This window comes from Stenotrophomonas sp. NPDC077461, assembly GCF_049545475.1.
Taxonomy (GTDB): Bacteria; Pseudomonadota; Gammaproteobacteria; order Xanthomonadales; family Xanthomonadaceae; genus Stenotrophomonas; species Stenotrophomonas nematodicola.
On record NZ_JBMWDO010000002.1, the window covers coordinates 223,607 to 236,194 of the forward strand.

9 protein-coding genes, 1 tRNA gene and 1 pseudogene are annotated in these 12,588 nt (G+C 68.5%); 5 read left to right on the top strand and 6 right to left on the bottom strand.

Going from position 1 to position 12,588, the window contains the following annotated elements; genetic code table 11:
• Positions 1-4: 4 nt before the first annotated feature.
• The gene (locus ACPEH8_RS05645; protein ID WP_136003236.1) at positions 5-406 is read right to left on the bottom strand and encodes a hypothetical protein; all 402 of its coding nucleotides are present in this window, start codon (positions 404-406) and stop codon (positions 5-7) included.
• A gap of 228 nt (positions 407-634) precedes the next feature.
• Here ACPEH8_RS05645 and ACPEH8_RS05650 point away from each other — a divergent pair, with 228 nt between their 5' ends.
• Both ACPEH8_RS05650 and ACPEH8_RS05655 read left to right on the top strand, forming a co-directional pair.
• Positions 635-1,441 carry a hypothetical protein gene (locus tag ACPEH8_RS05650; RefSeq protein WP_136003237.1) on the top strand — a complete coding sequence of 269 codons (807 nt, stop codon included), beginning with the start codon at positions 635-637 and terminating at the stop codon, positions 1,439-1,441.
• A gap of 121 nt (positions 1,442-1,562) precedes the next feature.
• Positions 1,563-1,730, top strand: coding sequence for a hypothetical protein (locus tag ACPEH8_RS05655; protein WP_017355238.1), 168 nt, complete (start codon positions 1,563-1,565; stop codon positions 1,728-1,730).
• 72 nt (positions 1,731-1,802) lie between these two features.
• Here ACPEH8_RS05655 and ACPEH8_RS05660 read toward each other — a convergent pair.
• Positions 1,803-1,878, bottom strand: a tRNA-Ala gene (locus tag ACPEH8_RS05660).
• Between the two features lie 398 nt (positions 1,879-2,276).
• Here ACPEH8_RS05660 and ACPEH8_RS05665 point away from each other — a divergent pair.
• Positions 2,277-4,574, top strand: a pseudogene (locus ACPEH8_RS05665) (TonB-dependent receptor); the annotation flags it as partial.
• A 144-nt stretch (positions 4,575-4,718) separates the two neighbouring features.
• Here the strand turns inward: ACPEH8_RS05665 and ACPEH8_RS05670 are convergent.
• Both ACPEH8_RS05670 and rnd read right to left on the bottom strand, forming a co-directional pair.
• A complete protein-coding gene (locus ACPEH8_RS05670; RefSeq protein ID WP_262072395.1) occupies positions 4,719-5,891 on the bottom strand; it encodes a serine hydrolase domain-containing protein in 1,173 nt (390 codons plus the stop codon).
• A gap of 149 nt (positions 5,892-6,040) precedes the next feature.
• Positions 6,041-7,120: a ribonuclease D gene (rnd, locus tag ACPEH8_RS05675; RefSeq protein WP_153165167.1), complete on the bottom strand. Its 1,080-nt coding sequence runs from the start codon at positions 7,118-7,120 to the stop codon at positions 6,041-6,043.
• A 164-nt stretch (positions 7,121-7,284) separates the two neighbouring features.
• Here rnd and ACPEH8_RS05680 point away from each other — a divergent pair, with 164 nt between their 5' ends.
• Both ACPEH8_RS05680 and ACPEH8_RS05685 read left to right on the top strand, forming a co-directional pair.
• Positions 7,285-9,108 carry a formylglycine-generating enzyme family protein gene (locus ACPEH8_RS05680; protein WP_153165231.1) on the top strand — a complete coding sequence of 608 codons (1,824 nt, stop codon included), beginning with the start codon at positions 7,285-7,287 and terminating at the stop codon, positions 9,106-9,108.
• 59 nt (positions 9,109-9,167) lie between these two features.
• Positions 9,168-10,064, top strand: a complete 897-nt coding sequence (locus ACPEH8_RS05685; protein ID WP_153165166.1) for a M48 family metallopeptidase — start codon at positions 9,168-9,170, stop codon at positions 10,062-10,064.
• 37 nt (positions 10,065-10,101) lie between these two features.
• Here the strand turns inward: ACPEH8_RS05685 and xseA are convergent, their stop codons facing one another.
• Positions 10,102-11,442 (bottom strand): exodeoxyribonuclease VII large subunit, encoded by a 1,341-nt coding sequence (gene xseA, locus ACPEH8_RS05690; RefSeq protein WP_423666241.1) that lies wholly within the window; start codon positions 11,440-11,442, stop codon positions 10,102-10,104.
• 55 nt (positions 11,443-11,497) lie between these two features.
• Positions 11,498-12,586: a tRNA epoxyqueuosine(34) reductase QueG gene (queG, locus tag ACPEH8_RS05695; protein WP_136003242.1), complete on the bottom strand. Its 1,089-nt coding sequence runs from the start codon at positions 12,584-12,586 to the stop codon at positions 11,498-11,500.
• Positions 12,587-12,588 lie beyond the last annotated feature (2 nt).

Sequence of the window (12,588 nt, forward strand, 5' to 3'; positions counted from 1 at the left end):
TCGCTCAGGGCTGCACCGGACAGGCCAGGTTGACCAGCCGGTCGTTCTCAAAGCGGGCGCGGATCTCGCCGCCGCCGACTTTGTCGGCTGTCCACCAGGCGGTGGTGCCGGCGTCCCGCAACGGGTTGCCCAGTTCGAAGTACACGTGCCGGCGGCTGTCGCCGGGTTGCACGCGCCCGCAGTGCGTGATCGGCGATGCCATCTGGCCGCAATCGCCCTGCAGCAGGCACAGGCGGGTGTAGCACTGCCGCGCACCGGAAGACCAGTGGCCCTGCGCCAGCAGACAGCCCGGCTCGGTGGTCAGCACGGCCCAGCATGCCAGTCCGAACACGGTGGTGGCCGACATCAGCGCGAGCAGCAGGTAGCGGCGCAGGTGGCGGTGGAGATGGGGGGTGACGGGGGTCATGGCGCCATGATGCGCCACTGCAATGCTGTGGTGTTGCCGGATGTGTCGATGTCCGTCGCGCAAGACGCGCGGCGGGTGGCCAGCATGGCATCGACGGAATGCTGGTCCGCCGCATCCCCGCGCGGGGCGGCAGCGCCGGCGGTCGGGTGGTGGGGTGCTCGCATTGCTATGCCGCGCGCGCTGACCATGCGAAGATCCCGCGAATTACTCAAGGAGCGGGGGGAAAGCATGGGATTTGTGATGTTCATCGTGGCGCTGGGCCTGGGCGCAACGGCGTGGTACCTGATCGCCGGGAAAGTGCTGGCAGGCAAGTCCGTACCGGTCCGCCACGGCGCGGGCCTGGTCGCGGCGCTGGCGGCGTTCATGGCCGCGTTGATCGTGATGGCGATCGCTGGCCTGATCAAACCAATGGAACCTGTCGAGCTGACCCCGGCCCAGGCCGAGCAGGTCAAGGAGCGCCAGGCCGAACGGGCGCAGCAGGATGCCGAGCGTGACGCACGCAAGGCCGGCCGCGCGTTCGAGGCCTCCAAGGACAAGACGTTGAAGGAGATTGCCGAGACCGGTCCTGCCAAGGCGCGCACCTTCGCCGAAAGCTATGCGGCAATGAATGGCGTGGACGAGGCGTCGCGCGAGGCGTTCTACCTGTGCCTGGGCGACTACATCGGCAGCAAGGATGGCCAGCTCAAGGCAGGCGATGTGCTGGGCTGGTGCCTGAACGATTTCAAGCACGACCCCGCCAGGTTCGTGGCCGAGAAGTCACGCTACGATTACTTCAAGGTGCGCAGCCAGTTCAGCGCGTGGGACGGGTCCAGCTACAAGGTGGATGCGTTCATCAAATCCACGATGGAGAATCCGGATTCCTACAAGCACGTGAGCACGCGTCATCGCGTCAGGGTCGATCCCACCGAGACCTTCGTGCTGGTGGACACCACCTTCCGCGGTACCAATGCCTTCGGCGGCGTGGTGACCAACCAGGTGCGACTCAAGGTCGATCCTGCCACCGGCGACGTGCTGGACGTGCTTCACGCGCAGTAAGCCGGCGTGCGGCAACCGGCGTCGATCCGGTTGCCGCGCCTGCGGTGACATGCGCGTCACGGCCGAACCGCCACGCTGGTGCCATCGGGCCCTGCCGGGCCTGCCACCGTGAGCATCGACCATGAGCAGCACGCAGCAACCGCGAAAGGATGACCAGCAGGGCATCCAGGAAAGCCAGCAGGATCGCAAGCAGGACGAAACCGCCAAGCAGCGGCCGGGCCAGCACGATCAACAGGTGCACGACGCCAACACACGGCGCCCGACGCGGCAGGACCAGGCGCCGGAGTAATCCGCCGGCGGCATTGCGCAGGACGCAAAAAAAACCCCGGGAACCATGTTCCCGGGGTTTTCTGTTGAATAGTGGTGGAGCCAGGGAGGATCGAACTCCCGACCTCGTCATTGCGAACGACGCGCTCTCCCAGCTGAGCTATGGCCCCACGGATGGTGCGAACCGCATGGTACCGGCCGAGCCGGTGAACCACGCGACAGGCCTAGTGTAGCGCTGCCACGTCAGGGCTGCAAAGGGGGCCGGTCCTGGGCGGCACGGGCGTCTGCGGCCACGGTCTGACCTTCCGGACCGGGCGCGTGCCGGGCATAATCCGCGCCACGCATCCTGGCAGCAGCCAACCGATCAGGGTCGGGGATGGACGGCCGTCCCCCGCATCGCCCTGAAAACAACCTGCAACATCCGCGCAATATCGTGCCGCATCGCTGCGCAACCAGCGGTGCTGTCGTTGTTTTCCTGCGTGCGTCGCACGCCACCCAGTTCAGTACTGCCCGAGACCCCTGCATGCCTGTCAATCGCACCACCTCCGTGTCCCTGCGTCATTCTTCGCGCCGTGTTGCTGTAACCGGACCGCTGCCGCGCCGTCATGCCCTGGCGCTGGCCTGCGCCACCGTCTCGCTGCTTGGCCTGGCCGGCGCCGCCTCGGCCCAGGACGCGAGCCCGACCTCGCTCGACGCGATCACCGTGACCGCCGATCACCGCGAGCGCAATCTGCAGGAGGTGCCGGTGTCGGTCGGCGTGGTGCAGGGCGAGCGCATGCGCGACTACACCGCCGGTGGCGACGACACGCTGCTGGCGCTGTCGGGCAAGGTGCCGAGCTTCTATGCCGAAACCACCACCGGCCGCATCTTCCCGCGCTTCTACATCCGCGGCCTGGGCAACATCGATTTCTACCTGGGCGCCTCGCAGCCGGTGTCGATCATCCAGGACGACGTGGTGCTCGAGCACGTGGTGCTCAAGTCCAATCCGGTCTATGACGTGGACCAGGTCGAAGTGCTGCGCGGTCCGCAGGGCACGCTGTTCGGCCGCAACACCACCGCCGGCATCGTCAAGTTCGACAGCATCAAGCCGAGCCAGGACTACAGCGGTCGCGTGCAGGCCAGCTATGGCACTTACGGCAGCGTGGCGGTGGACGGCGGCTTCGGCGGTCCGATCAACGACATTGCCTCGTTCCGTGTCTCGGCGCTGTATCAGCACCGCGACGATTACGTGGACAACACCTACACCGGCCCGAGCGCCGATGGCACGGTCTCGCCGAAGAAGAATGCGATGGGCGGCTTCGACGACCGCAACGTGCGTGCGCAGTTGCTGCTGCAACCCAGCGATGCCTTCTCGCTGCTGGCCTCGGCGCATGCGCGCGATTACGACGGCACCTCCACCCTGTTCCTGCGCAGCGCGCTGACCAAGGGCTCCAACAAGACCGACGTGCCGCGCGACAAGGTCGCCTATGACGAAGCCGGCAACAACCCGCAGGCCTACAAGACCTACGGCGGCTCGATCAAGGCGGTCTACGATTTCGGCAACGTGTCGCTGACCTCGATCACCGCCTACGAAACCACTTCCGGCTACAGCCGTGGTGATACCGACGGCGGCGCGGCGGTGAACTATCCGGTCAACGGCGTGCCGAACGGCTACGGCCAGTCGATGGGCCAGATCCGCGATCTGGACCAGTGGACCCAGGAAATCCGCTTGGCCAACGGTGACGACAACCGCCTGAAGTGGCAGGTAGGCGCGTTCTACTTCGATGGCCGTGACACCACCGATTTCTACCAGCGCGCCTGGTTCCTGCAGGGCAATGCGCGCAATCCGAACAACTGGGTGCGCCTGCGCAACGTCAATACCTCGTGGGCCGGTTTCGGCCAGATCAGCTATGACGTCACCGACAGGTTCACGCTGACCGCCGGCCTGCGCCAGACCCGCGACGAGAAGCACACCCGCCTGCTGAAGACCGCCGATACCGCCGCCGGCGTGGTGACCTACAAGGGTCGCACCGACGTGGAGATGTCCGATACCACGCCGAGCTGGGATGTCAGCGCGATGTACGCGTTCAACCCGCAGCTGAGCGTGTATGCGCGCGTGGCGCGCGGCTTCCGTGGCCCGACCATCCAGGGCCGCTCGGCCGTGTTCAATGCCGACTTCACCACCGCGGACTCGGAAACCATCCTGTCCTGGGAAGCGGGCATCAAGAGCAGCCTGTGGGACAACCGCCTGCGCGTGAACGCCGCCGCGTTCACCTACGTGGTCAACGACATCCAGCTCAACGGCAACGACTCGGACGGCAACGGCGTGCTGTTCAACGCCGACAAGGCCAAGGCCTACGGCCTGGAAGCAGACATGGAACTGCGCCCGGTGCCGAACCTGAGCCTGAGCGCCGGCGTCAGCCTGCTGCACAGCGAGATCCAGGACGACCGCGTGTATGCGCAGGTGTGTGCCCTCAATGGTGCCGTGGTGTGTACGGTGAACGATCCGACCATCAAGGTTGGCGCGAACACCTTCGCCCAGATCAACGGCAACCCGCTGCCGAACGCGCCCAAGTACAACATCAACCTGGCCGCGCGTTATGACGTGCCGGTCAACGACAGCGATGTGTTCTTCGTGTCCACCGACTGGAACAGACAGGGTTACACCAGCTTCGTGCTGTACGACTCGGCCGAGTTCAACTCCAAGGGCAGCTTCGAAGGTGGCCTGAAGCTGGGCTATTCGGGCAACTATGGCGCCTGGGAAGTGGCGTTGTTCGCACGCAACATCACCAATGAGAAGAACCTCAAGGGTGTGATCGAAAACTACATGGCGGCGGTGTACAACGAACCGCGCACCGTGGGTGTTTCGCTCAACATGAACTGGTAACGGACGGGCATCGGCGCCGCGCAGCTGCGGTGCCGACGTCGCGTGTCGCACGCCTCGACAACGCCCTGCCCAAGCAGGGCGTTGTCGTTTCCGGTGTGCGTCGATCGCCGCCGCGTTGGGTCACGGACCGCGGCCCACGCCGTTCTACCTTGCGGCGGGCGCGGCCAGCGGCGGTGCCAGTTCGGCGAACAGGCCACCCAGTACGCCCATCGTGGCCTTGTCCGCGCCCATGTCTTCAGCCGCATTGGCGATGGCGATCACGGCATTGTTCTGGCCGGGGAACAGCACCACCCACGCCAGCCAGTTGCCATCCGAGCCGCCGTGCACGAGCACGGGCCCCTGGCGCCCGGCGATGGACGGCTGCACGCCCCAGTCCAGGCCCGATCCGCTACCCGGCTGCGCGGTCTGCATCAGTGCGTAGGACGCCGGGGTCAGCAGCGCACCCTTGCCCTGGCTGCCGGCAAGCTGGTCGATCGCGAACAGCGCCAGGTCCTGCAGGCGCATGTGCAGGTTGCCGGCGGCGGTGTAGATCGGCGGCACGCCGTCATCGGCCTTGCGCGGTGCGGTGGTCACCGGCTTGCCGGCGCGGTGGCCCAGCGGCTGGTTGCCGCGCGTCGGGCCGAAGCCGGCGCCCGTCATGCCCAGCGGATCAAACACTTCGCGCTGCATCAGCGTTTCCACATCCTTGCCGGTGGCGTGCTCGGCAATCACCGCGGCAATCAGGAAGCCGCTGTTGCTGTAGGCGAACTCGGTGCCCGGCGCATGCACCGGCGCGTCGGCCAACGCAGCCTTGATATACGCCTCACGCTGCACCGGCAGCGGCCGGGCGTCGGTGAAGAAGGCATCCAGTGCGGCCGCATCGGTCAGGTTTTCCGGCAGGCCGGCGCGGTGCGACAGCAGCTGTACCAGAGTGACATTGCGGTACTCCGGGCGCATCTGCGCCGACAGTTCCGGCAGCATCGTCGACAACGGGGCATCCCACGTCAGCACGCCCTGTTCGACCAGGCGCGCGATCATCGCCACGGTGATCGGTTTGCCGGTGGAGCCGATCATCCACTGGTCGTCGCGGGTGGCTGCGGTCTTGGCGTCGCTGCGGCGCACACCGCTGACCGCCTGGTCGGCGACCTTGCCATCGCGGATCACCAGCACGCCCATCGCGGGGGTGGCGGTGCCCTGCATGGCGGTGGTGATGCGCGCATCAAGCGTGGCGGCAGCACCGGCGCTGCCGATCGCCAGGATCAGCCCCAGTGCCAGCAACGCGCGCAGGCCTCGCGTGCCACTGGGAACCACGGTCCATCGTGTCCGGATCGATTGCATGGGAATCCTTGCAGGGGTGGCGGTGAAGCCACTCTTGCACGCGCCTCGGCGTGTTCCCATATGTCTGCGGTCATGGCCGCGCGCCGTCTGTTCAGCCTGCAGCGTGGCAGTCTGCGTGGCCCATGCCGACACGCAGACGTGTAGAGGGGTCAGCCTGCCGGCAGCAGCGGAGCCAGCGCCGGTTCCAGCTGCGCCTGGCGCCAGCCGGCCAATGCAGCAGGCCACTGGCGGCTCTCCAGATAGCTTTCCAGATGCTTGCGCGAGGCCAGCACGCCGTCGGGCAGGCCCAGCTCGGCCGTGCGTGCGGCGACCGCATCCTGCAGGCGCTTGAGCGCCTGCTTGTTGGTGTCGTTGGCCGGCAGTGCCAACGGTGCCTCGGCCTCGTCATCCAACGGCGTGACCAGCGCCTGCCAGACCTGTGCGGCCAGCTTGCGCGGCGCCTTGGGGAAGCCCTCCATCAGGGCGCCGAGCGCATCGACATCGGCCGGCGGCGTGCGCGCGAGTACAGCGGCCAGTTCGTTGTCGAGAATCCAGCTGCGCGGCTTGTCGCTGACGCGTGCCTGCACATCGCGCCAGCGCAGCAGCCGCAGCAGGCGCATCTGCGCGGGCGTATCCATGAACTGCGCCGAGCGCATGGCCACATGCGGCCAGCGCTCTTCGTCGTGCTCGACGCTGGCGAGCAGGCGCTCGGCATCGTCCTGCAGCCACTGGCGACGATCGAGTTCGCCCAGCCGGGCGTCGATCGCGTCGTGCAGCGCGAACAGGTACTCCACGTCATCGGCGGCGTATTCCAGCTGCGCGTCGGAGAGCGGGCGCCGCATCCAGTCCGACCGGGTCTCGCCCTTGGCCAGGGTGACGCCGGTGATCGCGTTGACCAGCTTCTGGTAACCCATTCCGCCGCCGATGCCGGCCAGTGCCGCACCGATCTGGGTGTCGAACAGCGGCCGCGGCAGCACCCCGCAGGCCACTTTGAAGGTGACCAGATCTTCGCTGGCGCTGTGCATGATCTTGAGGATCGACGTGTCGGTCAGCCAGGGGGCCAGCGCTTCGGTCATGCCGGGGATCAGCGGATCGATCAGCAGGATGTCATCACCGACCGCCATCTGCACCAGGGCCAGTTGCGGCCAGTAAGTGCGCTCGCGGATGAATTCGGTATCCAGGCCGATGCGGGTGGGGCGCTGGCGGTAGCGCTCGTCCAGTTCCGCCGGGGTTTTGATCCAGTAAGCCACGTGGGGTTCCATCGACTGCAGGGTCTGCTCAGGGTGGGGAGGATAGCGCGATGCACCCCTGCACGGCCGCGCCAGTATGATGAGGCCCTGAACCATCAGGCGGCAGGGAACCGAATTTGCGATCGTCCGGCACATTGCCGTTGTTGCTGGCCCTGACGCTGGGGATGGCCAGTGGCTGCTCGCCCTCGACGCCGCCGGCTGCCACGCCGCCTGCGGCGGGAACCGGGCCGGCGCCTGCCGTGCGTGGACCGGTGGCGGCGCAGGTCACCATCGGGGGCGAGGACGCGGCCGAAACCGTGCAGCGCTGGGAGCCGCCGCCGGTCGTGATCGACGCGCAGGGCGTGGCCAAGGCGCATCGCGAGGCGACGCAGGCATTCGAGCAGGGGCGGCTGTACGCCACGTCCGCCGATGCGATTCCGATCTGGCTGGGCCTGTTGCAGCACAATCCCGGCGATCGCCAGGCGCAGGCCGGGCTGACGCGTGCGCGACACCGCCTGCTGGACGAGGCGACCGCCCTGCTGGCCCGGCCGCTGAAGCAGCGCGAGGCGCTGGCCGAGGCCGGTGACATGGCGCTGGTGCTGCTGACCCTGGCTCCGGAGGACCCCAAGGTGCGCCAGTTGCAGACGCGCGTTGAGAAGGCGCAGCGGGTGCTCGCCTACAACCGGGCCGGCGAGGATGACCTGCGTGCCGGGCGCATCGGTGAAGATGGCGATGGCGCGATTCCCAACTTCCGTGAGGCCCTGGCCCTGGACCCGGACAACGCGCGGGCACGCCAAGGGCTGGCGGCAGCGGAAAGCGCCTTGATCCGGCGCGCCGAGGACGCCGCGCGCGCCACCGATTTCAGCACCGCCGGCACCTGGCTGGCCGAAGCGGCCAAGGTGCGCGATTCCTCGATCACCATTGCCGACGCGTTTGAACGGATCGAGCGCATCCGCGCCGAGACGCTGGTCCGCCTGCGCGATGAAGGTCTGCGCGACCTGGCCACGCCGCAGGGGCTCAAGCCGGCGCGGCAGAAGCTGGAGGATGCGCTGCGGATCGCCCTGCCGGGCGACCCGGTGGTGGTGCAGTTGCGTGAGCGGATCGAACTGGTCACCCATTACGGCAGCTTCCGGCCGCGCCAGGTGTTCAGCGATGCGCTGCGTGACGGCGGGCGCGGCCCGCAGATGATCGTCGTGCCGCATGGCGGCTTCCAGATGGGCGCGGGCGACAGCGAGCCTGGCGCCACCGATGCCGAAAAGCCCTCCCACTATGTGCGGTTCGAGCGCGGCTTTGCCCTGTCGATCACCGAGGTGACGGTCGCCGACTTCCGCCGCTATGTGGAGGCGACCAAGGCGCGCCCGCGCGCGACCCGGCGCGGCCATTCGATCGTGTATGACGAGCGCAGCGGCAACTTCATGCGCCGCAGCGGCGTGGACTGGCAGTCGGACTACAGCGGCGCCCCGGCAATCGCCACCCTGCCTGTGATGCATGTGAGTGTGCGTGATGCCGAGCACTACGCCGCCTGGCTGTCCGAGCAGACCGGCCGTTCCTACCGGCTGCCGAGCGAAGCCGAGTTCGAGTACGTGCTGCGCGCGGGCAGCAGTGGTCGCTACCCCTGGGGCGACGCCGGCACGCCGCCGCCGCGCGCGGGCAACTTCACCGGTGGCAAGGACGTTTCGCCGTCCGGGCGCCGCTGGTACAACGCCTTTGTCGGCTATGGCGACGGATATTGGGGCCCGGCGCCCGTGGCGACCTTCGAACCCAACGCCTGGGGCGTTCACGACATCGCCGGCAATCTCAGCGAGTGGGTTGCCGACTGCTGGCATGCCAGCTATCGGCGCGCGCCGTCCGACGGCGTGGCCTGGTTCAACCCGGGCTGCCGCCAGCGCGTGATCCGCGGCGGCAACTGGGCCAACGCGCCCGAGCAGACCCGCGCGGCGTGGCGGCAGTCGCAGGACTCGGACACCACCAGCGCCCGCATCGGCTTCCGGCTGGTGCGCGGCATCTGAGCGATCTAGGATGGGCGGGCGCGGGGCGGCGTGCCCCGGACCCACCAGGAACCACGAGCATGCGCAACGATCCATTTGGCGGTCAGCAGCAGGGCCGGGCCCGGCGACCGGGATTGTTCGGCAACATCCGCTGGTGGGTGCTGCTGGCGTTCGCCGGCTACGCCGCCTTCTACTGGTTCTCCAACCGTGCGGTGGATCCCTATACCGGGGAAAGCGTGCTGATCGACAGCTCGCTCGATGCCACTCAGGAGAAGGCGCTGGGGCTGCAGGCCTACCAGCAGATCCTGGCGCAGGAGCGCCCGGTCGATCCGAACCTGCAGGTGTCCCGCGATGTGCGTGCGATCGCCCAGCGCCTGATCAACAAGGTCGACGTGGTGGAAACCGCGCTTGCCGAGGAGCATGGGCTAAAGCCGGCGCATTTCTCCCGCGACTTCGAGTGGGAGGTGAACGTCATCCAGTCCGATCAGGCCAATGCGTTCTGCCTGCCGGGCGGCAAGATGGCGGTGTACACCGGATTGATCCCGGTGGCGCGCACCACCGATGCGATGGCGGTGGTGATGGGGCACGAGATTGCCCACGCGCTGCTGCGTCACGGGGCACAGCGCATGGCCCAGCAGAAGCTGACCCAGATCGGACAGATGGCCGGCGCGGCCAGCGGCATGGACCCGCAGCAGCAACAGATGGTGATGTCGGCGATGGGCTACGGCTACCTGCTGCCGTATGCACGCAGCCACGAGACCCAGGCCGACGAAGTGGGCCTGATGCTGGCGGCCGCCGCCTGCTTCGACCCGCGCGAAGCGATTCCACTGTGGGAGCGGATGGGCCAGAGCAGCGGGCAGGCACCGCCGGAGTTCTCCTCCACCCATCCCAACCCAGGCACGCGCATCCAGAACCTGCAGGCGCTGATGCCCAAGGCGATGGAGTACCGCAAGCGCTTCTGCGAGAGCGCGGGCTGACCTGGCCACTGCCGGCACGCATCGCCGGCACGCTGCCTCAGCGGGCGGGGTCTTTCACCACGACCTGGATCGCCCCGTCCTGCAAGCGCGCCGTGAGCGTGTCGCCGGGACGGACCTGCAGCGGGGACCGCACCAGGCTGCCATCGTCCTCGCGGGTCAGGATGGCGTAACCGCGTGTCACCGTGGCCAGCGGGCTGACCGCTTCCATTGAACGGGCGAGGGCACGCAGGCGCAGGCCATCACGTTGCAGGTGACGCGCGATGGCGCTATCGGCACGTGGCTGCAGACGCTGCAGCCGTTCCCGTAGTGCATCCAGGCGACGCTGCGGGTGACCGTTGCGCAGCACCGCCGCGGCATGGCGAAGCCGCGCCAGGCGGCGCTCATGCAACTGCTGCCACAGGGCGGCCAGGTGCCGCGCCGCGTCCTGCTGGCGCCGCCGCAGCAGCTGCAGGCGGGCCTGCGGGCTCTGCGCGTTGAGGCGCAGCAGGGCGCGGTCGGTGCGTTGCATGGCCTGGCCCAGCGCATGGCGTTGCAGTTGCGCCAGGCGCGCGTCCAGGCGGCGCAGGTGCAGCGCCAGGTCGCGCTGGTCGGGCACCAGCAGTTCGGCGGCGACGGAGGGGGTGGGCGCGCGCAGGTCGGCGGCGAAATCGGCCAGGCTGAAGTCGGTTTCGTGGCCGACCGCCGAGACCACCGGGGTGGTGCAGGCGGCGATGGCACGGGCCAGCTGCTCGTCGTTGAACGCCCACAGATCCTCCAGCGAGCCGCCACCGCGGGTGAGCAGGATCACGTCGTAGCGGCCGCTGGTGTCGGCGCCGCGCAGCAGCGCGGTGATCTGCGCGGCGGCACTGTCGCCCTGCACCAGGCTTGGCAGCAGGTCCACCTCCAGCAGCGGGAAGCGCCGTTCCAGCACGCTCAGCACGTCGCGTACGGCTGCGCCGGTGGGCGAGGTGATCACCGCCAGACGGCGCACGTGGGCGGGCAGGGCGCGCTTGCGCTCGGGCGCGAACAGGCCTTCGGCTTCCAGGCGCGCCTTGAGCTGTTCGTACGCGCGGCGCAGGGCGCCTTCGCCGGCTTCCTCCATGTGGTCCAGCACCAGCTGGTACTCGCCACGCGCTTCGTACAGGGTCAACCGGCCGCGGGCCAGCACGCGCATGCCTTCGCGCGGGATGAACTTCAGCCACTGGCTCTTCGGCTTGAACAGCGCGGCGCGGATCTGCGCGCGCGCATCCTTGAGCGTGACGTACATGTGGCCGGACGCCGGGCGGGTGACGCTGCCGAGTTCGGCTTCCACCCAGATCAGCGGGAAAGCGCCTTCCAGCAGGTCGCGGGCCAGGATGTTGAGCTGGCTGGGCGTGAGGATCTGCGCGCTGCGGTCCATGAGGGGATAGAACGGTACGAACGGGGAGGCATGGTCGCACGTTGGCGCGCGTGCTTCATCCCGCGGCGTCGCGCCCGGCGTGCTGCTGCAGCGCCCATTCCACGTGTTCACGCACGATGGCTGACGGATGCGCGCGACGCGCGTGCAGCGCGGCGAGGGTGTCGGCATGGGTGGGCGCGTTGCCGAGCGCCACGGCGATGTTGCGCAGCCAGCGCTCGTGGCCGCTGCGGCGGATGGGGCTGCCTTCGGTACGCCGCAGGAACTCGTCTTCCTCCCAGGCGAACAGCTGCGCCAGCGAGGCGGTGTCCAGATCGTTGCGGGCGCGGAAATCGGGCTCGTCGGTACGCCGGGCGAATTTGTTCCAGGGGCACACCAGCTGGCAGTCGTCGCACCCGTAGATGCGGTTGCCCATCAGCGGGCGCATCGGCTCGGGAATGGCACCCTCGTGCTCGATGGTCAGGTAGGAGATGCAGCGCCGCGCATCCAGGCGCTGCGGCGCGATGATCGCCTGGGTGGGACACACATCGATGCAGCGCGTGCAGGTGCCGCAGTGCGCAGTCGCGGGCGTGTCCACCGGCAGCGGCAGATCGACGTAGATCTCGCCGAGGAAGAACCACGAGCCGCCCTGGCGGTCGATCAGGCAGGTGTGCTTGCCGATCCAGCCCAGCCCGGCATTGCGCGCCAGCGCGCGCTCCAGCACCGGCGCCGAATCGACGAACACCCGGTAGCCGAACGGACCGATCTCGGCGGCGAGGGCATCGGCGAACTTCTGCAGCCGGTTGCGCATCAGCTTGTGGTAGTCGCGGCCCAGCGCGTAGCGCGCCACGTAGGCGCGGTCGCCATCGTGCAGGGTGTCCCAGGCCTGGGCATCGTCCTTGTGGCCATAGTCCATGCCCACCGAGATCACCCGCACGGTGCCGGGCAGCAGTTCGGCGGGGCGCGCGCGCAGCGTGCCGTGGCGGGCCATCCACTGCATGGTTCCGTACAGGCCTTTGCCGAGCCAGTCGGCGAGGTGCGCCTCATCCTCGCCCAGCTCGATGCCGGCCACCCCGCAGCGCTGGAATCCGTGCGCCCGCGCAAGGGCGCGCAGCCGGTGGGCGGCCAGGGCGGGGTCGAGCGGGACAGGGGCGGGGACGGCGGACATCA

Coding starts and splice junctions, on each gene's coding strand:
- ACPEH8_RS05645 (WP_136003236.1), bottom strand. CDS start 406: ATGACCCCCGTCACCCCCCATCTCCACCGCCACCTGCGCCGCTACCTG.
- ACPEH8_RS05650 (WP_136003237.1), top strand. CDS start 635: ATGGGATTTGTGATGTTCATCGTGGCGCTGGGCCTGGGCGCAACGGCG.
- ACPEH8_RS05655 (WP_017355238.1), top strand. CDS start 1,563: ATGAGCAGCACGCAGCAACCGCGAAAGGATGACCAGCAGGGCATCCAG.
- ACPEH8_RS05670 (WP_262072395.1), bottom strand. CDS start 5,891: ATGCAATCGATCCGGACACGATGGACCGTGGTTCCCAGTGGCACGCGA.
- ACPEH8_RS05680 (WP_153165231.1), top strand. CDS start 7,285: ATGGCCAGTGGCTGCTCGCCCTCGACGCCGCCGGCTGCCACGCCGCCT.
- ACPEH8_RS05685 (WP_153165166.1), top strand. CDS start 9,168: ATGCGCAACGATCCATTTGGCGGTCAGCAGCAGGGCCGGGCCCGGCGA.
- xseA (WP_423666241.1), bottom strand. CDS start 11,442: ATGGACCGCAGCGCGCAGATCCTCACGCCCAGCCAGCTCAACATCCTG.
- queG (WP_136003242.1), bottom strand. CDS start 12,586: ATGTCCGCCGTCCCCGCCCCTGTCCCGCTCGACCCCGCCCTGGCCGCC.